This is a genomic window from Nodosilinea sp. E11, from assembly GCF_032813545.1.
GTDB lineage: Bacteria > Cyanobacteriota > Cyanobacteriia > Phormidesmidales > Phormidesmidaceae > Nodosilinea.
In genome coordinates, this window is the sequence record NZ_CP136520.1 from 4,175,744 (window position 1) to 4,192,419 (window position 16,676).

Here is a 16,676-nt window from a genome sequence, read left to right on the forward strand (position 1 = left end):
CAAGGATTGAGTTCTTATTGTAAGGGGCAGGGCTGGAGGAATCAGACGGAGTCAGCGGTAGCGATGGGGCTGCGTCGCTCAACCAGTACCCCCGGTTGGTAGGTAAGCCGTCACACCCCATGACCACAACGACCAATGCATGGGGTAGTCTAGAGAACAACCGAATTTAGATCACCTAGCTGAACCCATGGCCAACCTCGAACCCACCATTACCCCTACCATTGAGCGATCTAAGGCGGGCTTTAACGACTATGCTGAGCGGCTCAACGGGCGGGCTGCCATGCTGGGTTTTGTGGCGCTGGTGTTGTTTGAGCTGGCGACGGGGCAGGCGATCGTTACCTGGCTGGGGCTGCGCTAGTCAACAACACTGCTCTTTTGGGCAACCTATGTCGTAAGCAGGGCGATTCCCCCGTTGCCTTGCCTGATAATTTTCCTGCGGAACACCCCTGGTTGAGGGGCAGGGGGAATTGCCCAGGGCCTCTGCACTGTTCTTGCCCTTGTTATCTCAGGAGACCGACCCATTAAGGCGCTTTTTAGAAAATCACCGTGGATTGCTACGGCGCTTACCGTTGGCGCTGTAGATGGTCTGATGGGCGCAGCAGAGGAGAAGGTGTCTCTGGCGCTATTTGGTTTGCTGCTGGCGGGGGGGGCCGTTACTCTCAGCTGGGGGCACATTCAGCGCCATGCAGCGACATCTAACCGGGCGGCGGTGCTGCTGCTGCCGCCGGGCCAAGTCTACAGCCCACCCTCTACAGGCCTAAACGATCTACAGGCTAAGACGGGTGACGAGTCTACCCCTTGAAGCGGGCACTTGGTTTGACTACAAGAGCGACAGTTGGCGTTGAGCAGGTGATCGAGGCTGCGCTGGCGGTAAAGACTGACGTTTTGACGAATGTAGCCTTCGATCTCCAGCTCTGACAGGTCAGTGGCGATCAAAATGGCTTGGGGGGTGCTTAGCGCTTGGCGGCTCAGGTTGATGTGGGCCAGGTTGTCGCAAAAGCTAACCTGGGGCGAATGCACCACTACGGGTAACTTCTGAGGCTGACTGCGAAAACCTTCGGGGCGCTGCTGAGCGTAGTGGTCTTTAAATTGCAGGGTGCAGGTGCCATTGGTGTAGCTGCGGCTGCGAATGTGGCGCTGAAAAGGCACGGTGAGAAAGCCGTCGGCGGTGAGGCTGTACCACCACGATTTGTGCCAGGCCTGGGAGGGTAGGTTGAGAATGTGCTGCACCTCGTCGGGGGCAAAGCCCGATCGCGCCAGCAGGGTTTCGGCCTCGGAGAACGACACATTTTGCGCCAGGGTGGCCAGATCGGATTGGCAGGGGGTGATGGCCTGGTACTCACGATGGTTGCTGACGGCAGGCAGGGGTGGAGCCTCAGGGTAAGACCCCGCTAGCACGCAGTTGATGTGCTCAAAGGTGAGCACGGCATCGATATGGCTGTGGACCTCGGGCAGCGGCACGCTGACCTCGACGGTGACTGAGCCAATCTCGTGGGGATGGGCGATCGCGGGCAAACTCTCGGTGAGGAGCGATCGCAAAAACCCATCGTCGGCCACGGCCAGGGCTAGTTGTGGGTCAGCCGGGGTGGGGCTGACCGTCTGTTGCCGGGGCGATGCCGGGGCGAGAGGAGAGCTAACCATAGGTAAACACTCGCCAAACAAAATTAGGAGGATGCTGGGGTGGCCCGTTGGCCCAATCACTAGCGGGTCAGATAGATCTAGCCACTCTAGTGCCATCGTTCTACCAATCCGGTGGGGTGATCGGTAACCCACCGCCAGGAAACGTTGCACAGGTTTGCACAGCGCAACGTAAAGGCTGTACTTCGTTACGGTTAGAGCGGTTTGTGGAATGGTTCGGGATGTGTCGGCCCAGCCTGGGTGGCTGCACAACAAAAAAGGCGCTGCGATCGCAGCGCCTGGAGCTTTGTTTAGGGGTTAAACATTGAGTTGACTCAATTATGCGCGATTAAGCCTGCGCCGAGTCACTTTGGGGTGCAGTGTCATCGAGCACTTCGATGTGGACAGGGGCAGGGGGTTCGGCAGGCCGACTAATTTTGCTGTAGGCCAGGGCGACTAGAGAGCGCACCCCGCGCACCAGAGGCCGAAACGGATCGTAGCGATCGCTGTGCCCAGCGCTCATATCAGCGTCAAAGCGGTCGATTTGGGCTTGTAGGTTGGCCAGCAGGCTTTGCGCCCAATCTACCTTGCGATCGTTGGCTAGATAGCGCAGGTCGGCAAAGATTTGTGCCCAGGTGGGAGCGGGGGCCTCGGGGACAGCGGCTTCAGCTTCGGCCTCGACCGCCTCGGCTACCGCATCGGCAACGGCTTCAGCGGCGGCGGCATCGGCGGCTTCGTTGACCCTGATTTGCTCAATCATTTCTGCCAAAGTTTTACGGCCCTGGGTTTCGATTTCGCTAGAGCCATCTCTCAACTCAGCTAGGGCTTCGGTGGCGGCAGCTTTGACAATCTCGCGAATGCGATCGACCCGCTGGCCACCTTGTTTTTGAGCTTTTTCCCACTCGGTCTTAACGCGATCTTGCACAGTGTTAGTCATGGGGCTTCTCCTAGTTTTCCTGATTTGAATTGGGGGGTAATAAGGGGTCTAAACTACAGCAACAGAATCTACATCAATTACTGTTTTGTTGTCGTCTACGACGGTGGTTGTGGTGGCAAACTCGTCTACTTGGTTCGGTTTGCGCTTGCGATCGAGCAAAATCTGGCTGATTTCGGTAATGGCGATCGTGGCGATAAGGCCATCGTCAATCCAACCCAAAATGGGAATGGCGTCGGGGGCGATATCAATGGGGCTGACCAGGTAAATCAAGGTGCCAAACAACACAACCCAGCGATACTTTGAGTTGCGGAGCAACCGACGGTACCAGTTCATGAAAGGCTTACCAAAAAATCGTTTTGCCATTGCTATCTCCTTTGCCCGACAAAACTATCTTGACAGACTTAAACGGTAGGCACAGGTGTGGCTTACCCGTGAAAAAGCTGGGTTTTTACACCGAATAGACCGTAGGGCGAAAGCCGTAGGAATAAAGGGATTAGAGCGTCACTGGGAGATGGGTGAGTGAGCCCAAATCTAGGGATTGCAACGCATTGATGGATAAGGCCAATTTCTGTAGAGTTGCCCGCTTGTATGGGATGAATCGCGCCACTGGGGGAGTCCGGGGTATGATGTGGCAGATTTTGGTGGTAGCTGGGTCTATGTCATCCTTTCAACTACGTGTTTATGTTCCGCCGCACCCGTTGGTTAAGCATTGGCTGGGGGTAGCCCGCGATGCCGATACGCCAGGGCCCTTGTTTCGCACGGCGATGGAAGAACTGGGCCGTTGGCTGACCTATGAGGCGATTCTTGACTGGTTGCCAACTATGGATACTACGGTGAATACGCCCTTAGGCCCGGCTCCGGCGACCTTTATCAACCCCGAGGTGCCGACTATGATCGTGCCGATTTTGCGGGCAGGGCTGGCGCTGATGCCGGGCATTCAGGCTCTGTTGCCCTTGGCTTCGGTGTACCACGTGGGGTTTGTGCGCAACGAAGAAACCCTAGAGGCCAGCTGCTATTTAAATAAACTGCCTGACCAACTAGATCCTCAAACGCGAGTGATTATCAGTGAACCGATGCTGGCCACGGGCGGCACGATTATGGCGATGATGGCCGAACTGACCCAGCGCGGCATTGACCCTGCGGTTGTGCGGGTGGTGTCGATTGTGGCCGCTCCGCCGGCCCTGCAAAAACTGGCGGCGGCTTACCCCACCGTGACGATCTACACCGCCATGATCGATGAAGTGGTGAATGATAAAGGATTTATTGTGCCAGGTCTGGGAGATGCGGGCGATCGCACCTTTGGCACGTAACCTTGGCCACTTAGGATAGTGGATTCAATAACCTGTAACGGCTGGATTCCCTGTGAGGGCGAACAACCGTTCGCCCCTACCCAAGAATTTCACTTTAATAAATCCATATTCCTGAGGAGATTTCCAGGAAAGAAGATACCTGCTTTAATCCAGCGACTGTAGCCGCTGTAGGGTGGGCATTGCCCACCATTAGGGGAACTATTTTCCAGAAGTCGCCTTAACCTCTGGCACCTAGGGGTTTTATAACTAAGACAGGGAAACTAAAACAGGGAACCGTTGAACCAATGCTAGCTGAGCAGATCGGGTTAGGCTTGAAGTAGCCCCACCCTAGCAGCTTGATCGGGCGGTTTTGAGTGCTCCTGGTGGCACCCTAACGCTGGCTTTGGCACAATTAAGGTATTCTATGCATCGGTTCTGCGGGTTCAGTTCTTTCGGGTTTAGTGGATAGCGTCCTATGAGTCAGCAAGACAGTTTTGTCGGCGGGTTTTTGCTCGGCACCCTGGTGGGCGGGGCGTTAGGTGGCGTGGTGGGTGCCCTGGCGGCCTCCCGAATTCAGTCGGGGGGCAAAGCCAAGCCCTTGCGGCCCAAAGCCGATGGTGAGCTTGCCTTTGGCGAGTTTGACGACACCGATGAAGACAGCATTGAGGCGGCGCGTTTGGGGCTAGAGGCCAAAATTGCCCAACTCAATGAGGCGATCGATGACGTGCGCCAGCAGCTTGGCGGCATCAACGGTCACTCTGAGCGTTCTTGGGAAACCCCCTCCCGCCTTGACTCTTAACGATCTCTACCGGGTTCGTGTTCTTTCTTGATAAAGCAAACCGTTACACTAGCTGACAGGCAAATACGTTCCGTGTATTGTTGATAACGATTACTGCCGAGGTTCCCAGATGGACATATTGGTACAAACCCTCACTACTTTTCTGTCGATTTACACGATTTTGCTGATCGTGCGTATTCTTTTGAGCTGGTTTCCCAATGTGGATTGGTTTAGCCCTCCTTTCTCGGTATTAAGTCAGCTAACTGACCCCTACCTAAACCTGTTTCGATCGATCATTCCTCCGCTGGGGGGTATTGACCTATCGCCCATTTTGGCGTTCTTGCTGCTGTCATTTTTGCGTCAGGGTCTGGTGGCGATCGCCGCTGCTACCGCCTCTAGCTACGCCTACTTCTAAGTTGACTTCAGCGCTAGTCTCACTTAATACCTGGCTGCCAAAGCCTTCTTCCTCCATTGGAAAAAGTCTGGGTGCCAGGTTTAGTTTTTGGGACCATAAATTACTGCTCACAGGTAATTAGGAGCTTTCCAGAAAAGAAGATCCTCGCTTTACTCGGCAGACTGTAGCCACCGTAGGGTGGCACTGCCCACCACGAGGGAGAAAGTTTTCCAGAAGTCGTCTTAGCGCTAGCGATGCTTGGCCTTTTCGCGTCGTCTACATAGATGCCAAGTCTTGCCGCTGAGCAGAGGCCAGGCTTCCCTATAATGGGGGTTTGTGACCTTTTGCCATTCATTTGCCCTAGCTATGTCGTCTGATTCAAATCGCCCCGGTCAAAGCGCCTCTAGTCTTGAAGAAATTCGTGCAGCGCGGCTGCAAAAAGTTGAGGATCTCAAGCAGCTAGGCCAAAACCCCTTTGCCTATCGCTGGGCGGTGACGGCAAAAACTGCCGACCTTCAGGCCAAGTACGCCGACCTTGAAGCGGGGGAAGAAGTTGCTGTAGAGGTTTCCCTCGCCGGGCGCATTCTCGCGCGACGGGTGTTTGGCAAACTGGCTTTCTTCACCCTGCAAGACGAGAGCGGCATCATTCAGCTTTACCTCGAAAAGGCTACCATTCAAGCTCACATGGGGGCGGCGGATGAGCAGGCCTTTGACCATCTGAAGCAGCTTACCGACGTGGGCGATATTCTCGGCGTGCGGGGCACGATCAAGCGCACTGAGAAAGGCGAACTCTCGGTCAAAGTGCAGGAGTATGCCATGCTGACCAAGGCGCTGCTCCCCCTGCCCGACAAGTGGCACGGCCTCACTGACGTGGCCAAGCGCTACCGCCAGCGCTACGTCGATTTAATCGTCAACCCCACGGTGCGCGACACCTTTCGCAAGCGGGCGCTGATCACCTCGGGCATTCGTCGCTACTTAGAAGATCGCGGCTTTTTAGAAATTGAAACGCCGGTGCTGCAAAGTGAGGCTGGAGGGGCCGAGGCGCGTCCCTTTACCACCTATCACAACACCCTGGAGATGGATCTCTACCTGCGCATTGCCACCGAGCTACACCTAAAGCGGCTGGTGGTGGGCGGCTTTGAACGGGTGTTTGAGATTGGCCGCATCTTTCGCAATGAGGGCATCTCGACTCGCCACAACCCCGAGTTTACCAGCGTGGAATTTTATCAGGCCTATGCCGATTACCACGACCTGATGGATCTGACGGAAGACCTGATCGCTACCCTGGCCAAGGATATTCTCGGCACTCTCAAGATTACCTACCAGGGCGTAGATATTGATCTCACGCCGCCCTGGCGACGGGTGACGATGCACGACCTGGTCAAAGAGCACACTGAGCTAGACTTTCACAGCTTCGCCACCTTAGACGAGGCCAAGGCTGCGGTTAAAGACCTCAAGCTCCACGGGGTAGATGACTGCGACTCCATTGGCAAGCTGCTGAACGAGGTGTTTGAGCAAAAAATCGAAGAAACCTTAATTCAGCCGACCTTTTTGATCGACCACCCGGTGGAAATTTCGCCCCTCTCTAAGCCCCACCGCAGCAAACCGGGGGTGGTAGAGCGCTTTGAGCTATTTGTGGTCGGTCGAGAAACCGCCAACGGCTTTTCGGAGTTGACCGACCCCATCGATCAGCGCCAGCGGTTTGAGTTGCAGGCGGCTCGCAAAGCAGCGGGTGATTTAGAGGCAACTGGGGTAGATGAAGACTTTTTGACGGCTCTAGAGCACGGTATGCCGCCCACCTGTGGTGAGGGCATTGGCATTGATCGGTTGGTGATGCTGCTGACCGATAGCCCCAGCATTCGCGATGTGATTGCCTTTCCGCTGCTGAAGCCGGAGCGGGATGAGTAACCCTAGCCCAAACGAACAGCTCCCGACCCTAGGGCCGGGAGCTGTTCAGTATAGAGGGTTCATCTAGAAAGTGGGGTTCTGTATAGTAAGGGGGAAATGGGCTTGCCCGGTTATGACGTACCCACGGATAAGATTCCCATAATCAGGCCCAAATTCCGTAAGAAATTGTAGGGAAATCTGAAACTTTACGGGAGGTTCATAATCGGGCCGCAAGCTGCTTTACATGGAATCTAATCGGGGTGAACCGTCGTCTACAATCGGTTCCGGTTCCGCTTTGGTACCTCATACCAGCTCCGAATCGCATAACCCCGATTCTAAACAGGTGGATTGCGTAGGGGCAAACGGTGTTTGCCCAGCCTAACCGGGGTTAGCCAAGGCGGATTCAGTATCAGTCTGAACCGGGCTGACTTTGGCACGATGTAGCAGGCGATCGCCCTGGCGGTAACCCACATGGCTCACCCGCACGGGCTGTCCTGGGGTTAAAGGCTCACCCTTAGGCTGGTGAATCTGCGGATCAAACAAGACCTCATCGCCGACAGATTCAATGGGGGTGACGCCCCATTGCTGCACCAGGGTTTCTACGGGCCGCAGGAGGGGAATCAGCTTGTGAGCTGGAAGGTCAGGCTTTTGCTGGGCGGCGTGGGCGGCGGTGGGCCACTGTACGAGCCAAGGCTCTAGCTGAGCGATCGCGGCTTGCTGTACCTGCTGGCGCACGGTGTCGGCTTGGGTGGTGAGCTGGGCTTGTAGGCGATCGCACTCCTGGCGCAGGGCCTTGACCTGGGCTAAAGCGGCAGCCTCGGGCGGCAATGCTGCTGTAGGCCCTGGCTGAGCCGGGCTAAATTTTTCTACCAACTCAGCTAGGGGTAGACCTAGGCTCAGGCTCAGGTGTTGCAGGGTAGAAACCCGCAGCTGCTCTACCTGCCCTTGGCGCAGGCGATCGATGCCCGATCGCGATACGCCGCTGGCTTGGCTGAGGGCTCGGTAGCTGGTGAGACCAGCTCGGTTCATCAGCGATCGCAGCCGCTCACTGTAGTCCACCGGTTTAGGCGTTGTCTTGGCCATAGCTCACCCCACCATCGGTTAATACTCTGCTAAAACTGCAAATTCCACTCTTCGGGGGGACGGTTTTGCAAGTCGCCTGGGGCACCACCCGAGGTGGAACCCGACTCGCGCAGGCTGTCACCGAGGGGGTCGCGGGGGCGGGCCGGGGTAGTGGCGGGTGGCGTGGCGGGGGTCGCCGGTTGACTGCCGCCGCTGGGGGCCGCTTCGCCCTGGTTGATAATCACCGGCTGGTTGGGCCGGGGGTTGAAGGTCTCGAAGGTGACGGCCCTCACCAGCGGCGGGTTTTGGCCATCGGTGACGCGCAGGGTGACGGTGGTGGTGCCAGCGGGGCTGAGCGGCATCGCCATGGCCCCCTGAAGGCCGACGCTACCGGGAGAGGGCAGCAACTCGACTTTGGCGGTTGAGCCGCCTTCAACCCGCCAAGCCACCTGGAACCCAGGAATCGGCTGGCCCGGTTCTACCGGTACGAGATACTTGGGTTCGGCCTCACGGCCATTGATGGTAAAGGCCGCAATGCGAACCGGGCGGGGCTCAATGTTGACCACCTCGCTTTGCTTGGCGGTGGGCAGCTCATTATCTCCCAGGTTGACGGGGACTGGGGTGAGCTCAAACTGGTATTGGCCCACCTCGATCATGCCGCTGGGCACCCCTTGGCAAATCAGGCGATCTTGAATTTGGCAAAAGGGCTGAAGCTCTTCGGGCAGCGAGATCGGCGAGGCCCCATCGGGGTTGCGCAAGGTAAACCGACGACCGCCCAAGGTAGTGCCATCGGGTCGCTTAACCACCAGCAATAGGTCTTGCAGGCTTTCAGGGTGGGTGACAATCCAGCTGACGCGAATGCCCGCTTCGGTAACTGGTGGGGCCATGGCAGGGCCATTGGCCGAACTTTGGGTGCCCGCTTCGGAGTAGATTACCTGGTCGGGGGCTAGCTCTAATACCGTGGGCTGGGCTGGCCCCGCCAGGGTGACGAGGCTGCTATCGGCGCGTACTGGAGCTAGGTTGAGGCCCAGGTTTGGCAGTAGGGTCAGCTCAAAGCGATACTGTCCGGGTTCTCTCAGATCGAGGGGAACCTCGCGACAGGTGAGGAGGCGTCGGGTTTGGTCACAGTAGGCCAGCAGGCTGACCGGCAGCCCCTGGGATAGGTCGTAGGTCTCAGGCCCAAAGACTAGGGTGCCATCGGGGGCATAGCCCCGCAAAAGCATGGTTTGCACCTGGCGAGGCTGGCTCACCTGCCAGCTCAGGCGGGGTGAATCGCCTAGGGTGAGCGCATACCGGCTCTGAGAGGGCGAGATATCGAGCACGTGGGGATGGGGTGGGGTGCGCCCAAAAATCCACCACAGCAGGCCGCCCAGGCTACCGAGAGCCGCGATCGCCGCCGCGATCGCTAGTCGCCGCTGCCACCGAGGTCGCCCTAGGGGCTCAGGAGATGGAGCCAGGGTGATGGCCGCTGCCGTTGCTACGCTGTCTACCGACGGGTCGGCCTGGCGTTCTGGTTCCTGCCATTGTTCAAGTTGAGACCCTGCCATTGCCGTTACCTGTCCTCACATTCCAGGGCAGCATAGCGACTTAGCGGGGCCTCTGCCAACTGTCTTTACCTACGACCCCTGCCCAATGCCCCGCTTGTCACTGTTACCGAAGGTGACCTTGCCTAACTGTGACCTTTCCTAATGGTGACATTCTATCGATCGGAAACCGTTCCCTAACGGTGATCGATCATCGGCCCAGTCGTTAATCGAATGGTCAGCCCCCACTGGCGACGGGCAGATGCTCCTGGACAACTCCTTGGCCAGCCAAGCATTAGCCTACGGGCTGCTATCTGTCTTAGGGATGAGTTCTAAACCTCAAAAGCCGTTGAGACTAGACTTTATCCCACCCATGGTAATGGTTATGACAGACGATATTTTAGAAGACGTTTTTCCAGAAGAGGCTTCTCCCCAAGAGGTGCAGTGGGCTTCTGGCTCGACCGATGAGCCCACCTTTCCTGAGGGAGCCTGGACAGATAAAACCGCCCTGGTGGAAGCACCTCTAGAAGGGCAAAAGTACCAGGTAAAGTTTGAAGGGGTCTACTGGACGGCGATCACAGTTCCGCCTGGAGATCTGCTGACCCACGGTGAAATGGTAGCCGTTTTGGGCCGTGATGGTACTGAGCTAGTGGTACGAAAGCAGCCCGATCGCCAACCGCATGGACATTTACCCCCTGACCTAGATACTCCTGCGGGGCCAGCGCCGCAACCCTATGGGCAGTTACCCCACAGCCTAGCCACCCCTCCTGGGCTAACACCGCCCGCCAGTTTTTTGATTTAAACCAGGCCTCAAGCGGCTGGCCCTCTTAGGGCTGGAGGAGGCTTTTGAGAGTAAATGGAGTGTGAGCTAGCTAGTCATCGCTTCGCTGACCCGACCGGTCAGCGGGGTGCTTAGGTGGTGGGTTTGGCTAGACCCATCCGAATTTCGGAGCAAAATGAGGCGATTTGTTCTGTGTCGCCCACTTTAACCACGCTGGTGCGCATGCGTAGGTTGGGGTTGACGAACCACAGCCGTTCTTCGACCTGACCGGTCTCGGTGGGGGTTGTAATGGTGAGTACTTCTGCTTCGACGCGGTAGCTGCCCTGTAAGACCGCAGACCCGGCAGCTTGTATCAGCACGCCCTCACCGCTGGCGCTCGGGGTCAGAATGACCATGAGGGCGCTGCTTTGAATTTTTTTGGTTTCACCGTCGAGCTGGCTATCTTGGTGAATGCGCAGGCCGCAGGCAATGTGGCTGGGGTCGTGGCCTAGGGGCGCACAGGCCTGAACTAGGTCGCCATCGCTGGCGGGCAAGAACTCAATTAGCAGATTAGACTGCCCCGCTTGGGAACTCTGACCCGCCAGGTTATGGGTGGTGCGCTGAGAAAACCACTTGCCGGCTAGGCTTTCAAAAAAGTTCACAATGTCCATGGGGATAATCTGCGTTTCGACAAATAGTCACAGTCTTTAATTCTACGGTGAAGCGCTCCTTTTCTGGCTTATGCCGAATCTGATTCCCAAAACGCCTCTTCTTGAAGGTTGAAGGGCCAACCTGTGGGGGCGTATGCCATGCAGCAGGGCGCATGCTATTCAAATTTAGGCTGCAATTCAGTAACCCCAGAATCCTGTGGATCAACGGTCGTAATTGTGTACAAATGTTGCGAGATCAAAAGAGCTGAACTCCTTTTCCCGTAAGAATTAGAGAGCATCACAGAGTGATAAGCTAACGGTTACGCTTAAAGCTGTTTTTAATCGCTGTTCTGTAAAAATTGGTGACGCCTCACATGACCGCAGTGAACCAGGTACCTTTGTTACTCCGCGCCGCCCGCCACGAGGTGCTAGAGCGTCCCCCCGTGTGGATGATGCGCCAAGCCGGACGCTATATGAAGGTGTACCGTGACCTGCGCGACAAGTATCCGTCCTTTCGCGATCGCTCCGAAAATGCCGATCTAGCCATTGAGATCTCGCTGCAACCCTGGCGCGCCTTTCGCCCCGATGGGGTGATCATGTTCTCGGATATTCTGACGCCGCTGCCGGGCATGGGCATTCCCTTCGACATCGTCGAGAGCAAGGGGCCGATCATCGATCCACCCATCCGCACCCAGGCCCAGATCGACGCGGTGCACGAGCTTGACCCCGAAACAGCGCTGCCCTACATTCGCACCATTCTGCAAACTCTACGCAGCGAAGTGGGCAACGATGCGGCGGTGCTGGGCTTTGTCGGTTCGCCCTGGACTCTGGCGGCCTACGCTGTGGAGGGCAAAACCTCGAAGAGCTACACCAACATCAAGGGTATGGCGTTCTCGGAACCCGCTATGCTGCACACGCTGCTGGGCAAGCTGGCCGATAACATCGCCCAGTATGTGCGCTACCAGATCGACTGCGGTGCTCAGGTGGTGCAGCTGTTTGACTCTTGGGCCGGGCAGCTCAGCCCCATGGACTACCGCACCTTTGCGCTGCCCTACCAGCAGCGGGTGGTGCAGCAGGTGAAGCAGACCCACCCCGATACCCCGCTGATTCTCTACATCAGCGGCAGCGCTGGGGTCTTTGACCTAATGGGTGAGTCGGGCGTCGATATTGTCAGTGTCGACTGGACGATGGATATGGCGGAGGCTCGTCGTCGCCTCGGCCCTAGCATTGGTGTGCAGGGCAACATTGACCCGGCGATTTTGTTTGGCTCCCAGGATCTAATTCGCGATCGCATTCTCGACACCATTAGAAAAGCGGGCAATCGCGGTCATATTCTCAACCTGGGCCACGGCATTTTGCCCGGCACCCCCGAAGAGAATGCGGCCTACTTCTTTGAAACCGCCAAAAATATCGACAAGCTGTTGGCGACCGTTTAATCCACCGTGTCATCTTAGGTAGGGGCGCAGCATGCTGCGCCCCTACCTAAGACCCTTCTCTATGCTTTCCCTCACCCAGGGTCATTTGCGCCTGCTGGAAATCTGCCCTCGGCGGTACCAGTACACCTACCTAGAACACCACACAGTGCCCACCGATCCGGCGGTGCTAGAGCGGCAGCGGTGGGGTACCGAATTTCACCGGGTGATGCAGCAGCGTGACCTGGGCCTGCCCGTCGACGATGTGCTGCAAGCCGATGCGGCCCTAGGCGCGGCGGTCAACGGGTTGTTGGCTGCTGCGCCCGAGCTGTTTGTGCCCCAGCCCGAGGGCTTTCGCCAGAGCGAGCATCGCCGCACCCTGACCTTTAATGGCTACGCCCTCACGGCCATCTACGACCTGCTGATCGTGGGGCCGACCAGCGCCCAAATCATTGATTGGAAGACCTATCAGCGACCGACTGAGCAGGCCCAGTTGGCTAAAGAGTGGCAGACGCGGCTTTATCTGTATCTGCTGGTAGAAACCAGCCACCTGGCTCCCGAACAGGTCTCGATGACCTACTGGTTTGTGGCTCCGCCGACGGCCCAAGCTGCTCCAGCGCCGCCCAGCAGCATCACGATCGCCTACACAGCGACCCAGCATCGCCATACCGAGGCCGACCTGCAACGGCTGACCGATCAGCTGAGTGACCTGCTGGCGATGGAGGCCGATCTGCCCCAGGTGGAGGCAGGCCAGGGCTACTGCACCCAGTGCCCGTTTGCGGTGCGCTGCCAGCGATCGTCGGAGCGCTACGGGCTAGAGGGGAGCCTGGTCTTACCTGCGATCGCCGATATTGCCGAGGTGCCCCTCTAGATGGCCCCGAAATCTACCGTTACAGACCGATAAACCTGACGATAAACTTCACTACAAAACTTCAACAGGTGAACTTTCTAGAACCTGGTTAAGCAAGGGTTTAAGGTCGAGTTAATCTGAAGTTAGACACAGCTGAGTCGCTTCACATCAAGCTCGTCAAGCCTTCATTTCGTAGGCCTTTCTCTACATGCCATCGCTACATGGCAAGGAGTTTATGATGACCCGAAACGTCTTTTCAGACCGGCGCAATGTGGCGCTGGTAGGTGCTTACTCTAGCGGTAAGACGACATTGTTAGAAAGCATTCTCTCGGTCACTGGGGCGATTACCCGCAAGGGCAGCGTCGATGAGGGCAACACCCTTGGCGATAGCTCCCCGGAGGCCCGCGCCCGCGCCATGACCGTCGAAGTAAATGCCGCCAGTACTGAGTACGGCGGCATTTGTTTTACGTTCGTCGATTGCCCTGGCTCGGTCGAGCTCCAGCAAGAAACCAACCATGCCCTGATGGGAGTCGATGCGGCGATCGTGGTCTGCGAAGCCGACCCCAGCAAGGTGCTCACCCTTTCCCCGCTGCTGCAATTTCTCGACACCTGGGAAATTCCGCACCTGATCTGGATTAACAAGCTCGATCGCGCCAATGGTACCTTCGCTGAGGTGCTGGCCGCCCTGCGCCAGGTTTCTTCGCGCCCGGTGGTGCCCCAGCAGTACCCGATTCGCCAAAACCAGGATCTGGTGGGCTTTATCGATCTGGTGACTGAGCAGGCCTTTCACTACCACCCTGGTGCCCCCGCCGACCCGGTGCTACTGCCCTCCTCGCTTCAGGCAGAAGAACAGGCCGCCCGCGCCGAAATGCTCGAAACCCTGGCCGACTACGACGATCACCTGCTCGAAGAGCTGCTGGAGGATATTGCCCCCCCCGAGGACGAAATTGTGCGCGACTTAAAAATGGAGCTGGGGGCCGATCTGATTGTGCCCGTGTTTATGGGCGTAGCTCTGGCCGACTATGGTGTTCGACCCCTGCTCGATGCCCTGGTCAAAGAAGCGCCCGAGCCCAGCATTACCTGCGATCGCCGTGGCATTGCCTGCGACGACGCTACCCTGGCCCAGGTGCTTAAAACCTATTACACCCCCCAGGGCGGCAAGCTGTCGCTGGTGCGGGTCTGGTGCGGCGAACTGAAGGATGGCGATAGCTTGAATGGCGATCGCATGGGTGGTCTCTACGACCTGATGGGCACCCAGCAAACCAGCCTCAGCCGAGCCGAAGCGGGTCGCATTGTCGCCGTAGCCCGCCTAGACGGTGCCCAGACCGGCGATACCCTGACCACGATGGGCGACTACCCCGATACGCTGCTGTCCAAAGCCCCGGTGATCGACCCGGTCTACGCCCTGGCCATTACCCCCGCCAAGCGCAGCGATGAAGTCAAGCTCAGCGCCGCCCTCACCAAGCTACTCGAAGAAGACCCCTCGCTGTTTTGGGAGCAGCATGGCGACACCCATGAGGTGATTCTCTGGGGCCAGGGCGACGTGCACCTGAAGCTGGCGATCGATCGCCTGGGTCGTAAGTACAACTTGCCCATGGCTACTCACCTGCCCCAGGTGCCCTACAAAGAGACCATTCGTCAGGCCAAAGATTCTGTTCACGGGCGCTACAAGCACCAGAGCGGCGGCCATGGCCAGTTTGGCGATGTCTATCTCTCGATTCAGCCGCTGCCGCGCGGCGATGGCTTTGCCTTTAGCGACACCATTGTGGGCGGCGTGGTGCCCAAGCAGTATATTCCCAGCGTTGAGACTGGCGTGCGCGAATACCTCGACCACGGCCCCTTGGGCTTTCCGGTGGTGGATGTGGCGGTGACGCTGACCAATGGCTCATACCACAACGTCGATAGCTCCGACAATGCCTTTAAGCAGGCCGCCCGCATCGCCATGCAGGAGGGCCTGGTCGCCTGCAACCCCACCCTGCTCGAACCGATTACCCAGGTCGAAATTTCGGTGCCCAGCATCTATACCTCCAATGTGCTGAAGCTGATTACTGGCCGCCGTGGTCAGATTCTCGGCTACGAGGGCAAGGCCGACTGGCCCGGCTGGGATGTGGTGACGGGGCACCTGCCCCAGGCCGAAATGCAGACCATGATCTTAGAACTCAGGTCGCTGACCATGGGCGTGGGCTTCTTTAAGTGGACCTACGACCACCTCGACCCGGTGCCTGAGAAACTGACGGAAAGAATATTGGCGAGTGCAGGGGGCGATCGCTAACCCCACCTGCTAAATAGTGTCGCTCTTAGCAGACCCCAGAGTTTTTGCAAAAACTCTGGGGTCTAATACCAATCGTCCATGCCGCTGACGCGCCACCCCCAGCAATAAAAATCGTAGGGTGCATTCGCGAAGCAATGTACCTTCTTAGGGTCATTTTTAGAGCAAATCCGAATTCTATACCCCCGGTTCCCAACGGGCCAATCCGTAGGGGCAAACGGTTGTTTGCCCTTAACCAATCGGGGGTAGCCAGGACGGATTTTGTATAACTGCCAGCTAATCAGGTTGTTTGGCAAACTCAGCCAGCAACGCCGGAAAATCTTCTGGTTGCGGAAACTTGTTGAAGCTGTAGACGGCAGGTGTGGTTGCCCAGGGCAGCTTTTCGTCGGTATAGGTTTCGATGAATGGACTGAAAGACTGGACATCATCCATTATCGTCGATCGCACATTGACGAAGTCATCCATACCCTCTGGGCGCGTGAACAGCCAGCTCATGCAGTGGGCACAAAAATAATGACGCGTTGCGCCGCGCAGTCCGCCAATTACAGGTTCACCCAACGTTACCTTGAACCCACTGCTGGAATAAAGTGTGCTTAAACTAAAGGCGCTTGCAGTCATTTGCTGGCACCCCATGCAGTGGCACGCCATAGTCATAAGCGGTTCTGAGCTGGCTTCAAACTGAACTTGCCCACATCTACACTGGCCTGTTTCGCGAGGTTTACTGTCTGTCATTACTGACTCCCTAGTGCTTAGCTCCGTAACAATATTTTTTGTCCTAACGGTGAAGTTGTGCGGCGGCAGACAACCTTGAACATCCACCGAGAATCTCTATACCGTCCGCACCAACGCAGTGTTAGGCGGCTTTAGCGACTATAGGGTTGCTCCAAACTCAAGCCGGAGATAACTTTGTAGTGCTTCACGTTGAAAGTACAAAGAGTTGCGCTACGCCCAATAGCACAGGCCGCAATCAAAGCATCAATCAGACCAACCTTGTGAGACAGATGATAGGCTGTGAAATCAGATAGGGCACGGGCGCAATCGGTTTCAGTCGGCCAAACGATGGTTAGTGGCGCTACAAGTTGTAGAACTTTCCTCACCTGTTGCTTGTTCTGAGCATCCTGAATCAATTCCATCACCACAAAGCCTGGGATGCTCGGCAGTGTTGGGACAGAGGCAAACCAAGCCAGTGCTGGCCCGTAGCCCCGTTGAATGTCAATCATGACATCGGCATCGACAAGGTACATTCGC

General features: G+C 57.1%; 18 protein-coding genes. 10 read left to right on the forward strand and 8 right to left on the reverse strand.

Translation table 11 applies throughout. The features are described 5' to 3' along the window. The first annotated feature begins 187 nt into the window (after positions 1 to 187). Positions 188 to 358 carry a chlorophyll a/b-binding protein gene (locus RRF56_RS20725; RefSeq protein ID WP_317035056.1) on the forward strand — a complete coding sequence of 57 codons (171 nt, stop codon included), beginning with the start codon at positions 188 to 190 and terminating at the stop codon, positions 356 to 358. 231 nt (positions 359 to 589) lie between these two features. Continuing rightward, positions 590 to 802 carry a hypothetical protein gene (locus tag RRF56_RS20730; RefSeq protein WP_317035057.1) on the forward strand — a complete coding sequence of 71 codons (213 nt, stop codon included), beginning with the start codon at positions 590 to 592 and terminating at the stop codon, positions 800 to 802. Here the strand turns inward: RRF56_RS20730 and RRF56_RS20735 are convergent. From RRF56_RS20735 to RRF56_RS20745, 3 genes are all read right to left on the reverse strand, one after another. Further along, positions 736 to 1,737 (reverse strand): hypothetical protein, encoded by a 1,002-nt coding sequence (locus tag RRF56_RS20735; protein ID WP_317035058.1) that lies wholly within the window; start codon positions 1,735 to 1,737, stop codon positions 736 to 738. The two genes, RRF56_RS20730 and RRF56_RS20735, sit on opposite strands and share 67 nt — an antisense overlap. 229 nt (positions 1,738 to 1,966) lie before the next feature. Then, positions 1,967 to 2,554 carry a hypothetical protein gene (locus RRF56_RS20740; protein WP_317035059.1) on the reverse strand — a complete coding sequence of 196 codons (588 nt, stop codon included), beginning with the start codon at positions 2,552 to 2,554 and terminating at the stop codon, positions 1,967 to 1,969. Positions 2,555 to 2,602: 48 nt separating this feature from the next. Beyond that, the gene (locus RRF56_RS20745) at positions 2,603 to 2,917 is read right to left on the reverse strand and encodes a YkvA family protein (RefSeq protein WP_317035060.1); all 315 of its coding nucleotides are present in this window, start codon (positions 2,915 to 2,917) and stop codon (positions 2,603 to 2,605) included. 293 nt (positions 2,918 to 3,210) lie between these two features. Between RRF56_RS20745 and upp the strand changes: the two genes are divergently transcribed. The 4 genes from upp (at position 3,211) to lysS (ending at position 6,923) form a co-directional block, all read left to right on the forward strand. Then, positions 3,211 to 3,864, forward strand: a complete 654-nt coding sequence (gene upp / locus RRF56_RS20750) for a uracil phosphoribosyltransferase (protein WP_317035061.1) — start codon at positions 3,211 to 3,213, stop codon at positions 3,862 to 3,864. A 454-nt stretch (positions 3,865 to 4,318) separates the two neighbouring features. Then, positions 4,319 to 4,642, forward strand: a complete 324-nt coding sequence (locus RRF56_RS20755; RefSeq protein ID WP_317035062.1) for a hypothetical protein — start codon at positions 4,319 to 4,321, stop codon at positions 4,640 to 4,642. Between the two features lie 109 nt (positions 4,643 to 4,751). Continuing rightward, a complete protein-coding gene (locus tag RRF56_RS20760; RefSeq protein ID WP_317035063.1) occupies positions 4,752 to 5,036 on the forward strand; it encodes a YggT family protein in 285 nt (94 codons plus the stop codon). 345 nt (positions 5,037 to 5,381) lie between these two features. Beyond that, on the forward strand, positions 5,382 to 6,923 hold the full coding sequence (gene lysS / locus RRF56_RS20765) for a lysine--tRNA ligase (RefSeq protein WP_317035064.1): 1,542 nt from the start codon (positions 5,382 to 5,384) through the stop codon (positions 6,921 to 6,923). Between the two features lie 357 nt (positions 6,924 to 7,280). Here the strand turns inward: lysS and RRF56_RS20770 are convergent, their stop codons facing one another. Further along, complete coding sequence (locus tag RRF56_RS20770) at positions 7,281 to 7,985, reverse strand: helix-turn-helix domain-containing protein (RefSeq protein WP_317035065.1); 705 nt, start codon at positions 7,983 to 7,985, stop codon at positions 7,281 to 7,283. 29 nt (positions 7,986 to 8,014) lie between these two features. Next, a complete protein-coding gene (locus RRF56_RS20775; protein WP_317035066.1) occupies positions 8,015 to 9,511 on the reverse strand; it encodes a hypothetical protein in 1,497 nt (498 codons plus the stop codon). A 355-nt stretch (positions 9,512 to 9,866) separates the two neighbouring features. On the opposite strand from RRF56_RS20775, the gene RRF56_RS20780 reads away from it, so the two are divergent. Beyond that, positions 9,867 to 10,289 (forward strand): NfeD family protein, encoded by a 423-nt coding sequence (locus RRF56_RS20780; protein WP_317035067.1) that lies wholly within the window; start codon positions 9,867 to 9,869, stop codon positions 10,287 to 10,289. Positions 10,290 to 10,399: 110 nt separating this feature from the next. Here the strand turns inward: RRF56_RS20780 and RRF56_RS20785 are convergent, their stop codons facing one another. Beyond that, positions 10,400 to 10,918, reverse strand: coding sequence for a phycobiliprotein lyase (locus tag RRF56_RS20785; protein ID WP_317035068.1), 519 nt, complete (start codon positions 10,916 to 10,918; stop codon positions 10,400 to 10,402). A 353-nt stretch (positions 10,919 to 11,271) separates the two neighbouring features. Between RRF56_RS20785 and hemE the strand changes: the two genes are divergently transcribed. The 3 genes from hemE (at position 11,272) to RRF56_RS20800 (ending at position 15,431) form a co-directional block, all read left to right on the forward strand. Then, positions 11,272 to 12,333: a uroporphyrinogen decarboxylase gene (gene hemE, locus RRF56_RS20790; RefSeq protein WP_317035069.1), complete on the forward strand. Its 1,062-nt coding sequence runs from the start codon at positions 11,272 to 11,274 to the stop codon at positions 12,331 to 12,333. A 31-nt stretch (positions 12,334 to 12,364) separates the two neighbouring features. After that, positions 12,365 to 13,180, forward strand: a complete 816-nt coding sequence (locus RRF56_RS20795; RefSeq protein WP_317035070.1) for a PD-(D/E)XK nuclease family protein — start codon at positions 12,365 to 12,367, stop codon at positions 13,178 to 13,180. A gap of 217 nt (positions 13,181 to 13,397) precedes the next feature. Continuing rightward, positions 13,398 to 15,431: an elongation factor G gene (locus RRF56_RS20800; protein ID WP_410510657.1), complete on the forward strand. Its 2,034-nt coding sequence runs from the start codon at positions 13,398 to 13,400 to the stop codon at positions 15,429 to 15,431. A gap of 273 nt (positions 15,432 to 15,704) precedes the next feature. Here RRF56_RS20800 and RRF56_RS20805 read toward each other — a convergent pair whose 3' ends face one another. Continuing rightward, positions 15,705 to 16,160 (reverse strand): GFA family protein, encoded by a 456-nt coding sequence (locus tag RRF56_RS20805; protein ID WP_317035072.1) that lies wholly within the window; start codon positions 16,158 to 16,160, stop codon positions 15,705 to 15,707. A gap of 131 nt (positions 16,161 to 16,291) precedes the next feature. Continuing rightward, positions 16,292 to 16,672 (reverse strand): PIN domain-containing protein, encoded by a 381-nt coding sequence (locus RRF56_RS20810; protein ID WP_317035073.1) that lies wholly within the window; start codon positions 16,670 to 16,672, stop codon positions 16,292 to 16,294. Between the last annotated feature and the right edge of the window lie 4 nt (positions 16,673 to 16,676).

Excerpts from the sequence above, each read along its gene's own strand:
- RRF56_RS20725 (WP_317035056.1), top strand. The coding sequence starts at position 188 with ATGGCCAACCTCGAACCCACCATTACCCCTACCATTGAGCGATCTAAG.
- RRF56_RS20730 (WP_317035057.1), top strand. The coding sequence starts at position 590 with ATGGGCGCAGCAGAGGAGAAGGTGTCTCTGGCGCTATTTGGTTTGCTG.
- RRF56_RS20735 (WP_317035058.1), bottom strand. The coding sequence starts at position 1,737 with ATGGCACTAGAGTGGCTAGATCTATCTGACCCGCTAGTGATTGGGCCA.
- RRF56_RS20740 (WP_317035059.1), bottom strand. The coding sequence starts at position 2,554 with ATGACTAACACTGTGCAAGATCGCGTTAAGACCGAGTGGGAAAAAGCT.
- RRF56_RS20745 (WP_317035060.1), bottom strand. The coding sequence starts at position 2,917 with ATGGCAAAACGATTTTTTGGTAAGCCTTTCATGAACTGGTACCGTCGG.
- upp (WP_317035061.1), top strand. The coding sequence starts at position 3,211 with ATGTCATCCTTTCAACTACGTGTTTATGTTCCGCCGCACCCGTTGGTT.
- RRF56_RS20755 (WP_317035062.1), top strand. The coding sequence starts at position 4,319 with ATGAGTCAGCAAGACAGTTTTGTCGGCGGGTTTTTGCTCGGCACCCTG.
- RRF56_RS20760 (WP_317035063.1), top strand. The coding sequence starts at position 4,752 with ATGGACATATTGGTACAAACCCTCACTACTTTTCTGTCGATTTACACG.
- lysS (WP_317035064.1), top strand. The coding sequence starts at position 5,382 with ATGTCGTCTGATTCAAATCGCCCCGGTCAAAGCGCCTCTAGTCTTGAA.
- RRF56_RS20770 (WP_317035065.1), bottom strand. The coding sequence starts at position 7,985 with ATGGCCAAGACAACGCCTAAACCGGTGGACTACAGTGAGCGGCTGCGA.
- RRF56_RS20775 (WP_317035066.1), bottom strand. The coding sequence starts at position 9,511 with ATGGCAGGGTCTCAACTTGAACAATGGCAGGAACCAGAACGCCAGGCC.
- RRF56_RS20780 (WP_317035067.1), top strand. The coding sequence starts at position 9,867 with ATGGTTATGACAGACGATATTTTAGAAGACGTTTTTCCAGAAGAGGCT.
- RRF56_RS20785 (WP_317035068.1), bottom strand. The coding sequence starts at position 10,918 with ATGGACATTGTGAACTTTTTTGAAAGCCTAGCCGGCAAGTGGTTTTCT.
- hemE (WP_317035069.1), top strand. The coding sequence starts at position 11,272 with ATGACCGCAGTGAACCAGGTACCTTTGTTACTCCGCGCCGCCCGCCAC.
- RRF56_RS20795 (WP_317035070.1), top strand. The coding sequence starts at position 12,365 with ATGCTGCGCCCCTACCTAAGACCCTTCTCTATGCTTTCCCTCACCCAG.
- RRF56_RS20800 (WP_410510657.1), top strand. The coding sequence starts at position 13,398 with ATGACCCGAAACGTCTTTTCAGACCGGCGCAATGTGGCGCTGGTAGGT.
- RRF56_RS20805 (WP_317035072.1), bottom strand. The coding sequence starts at position 16,160 with ATGACAGACAGTAAACCTCGCGAAACAGGCCAGTGTAGATGTGGGCAA.
- RRF56_RS20810 (WP_317035073.1), bottom strand. The coding sequence starts at position 16,672 with ATGTACCTTGTCGATGCCGATGTCATGATTGACATTCAACGGGGCTAC.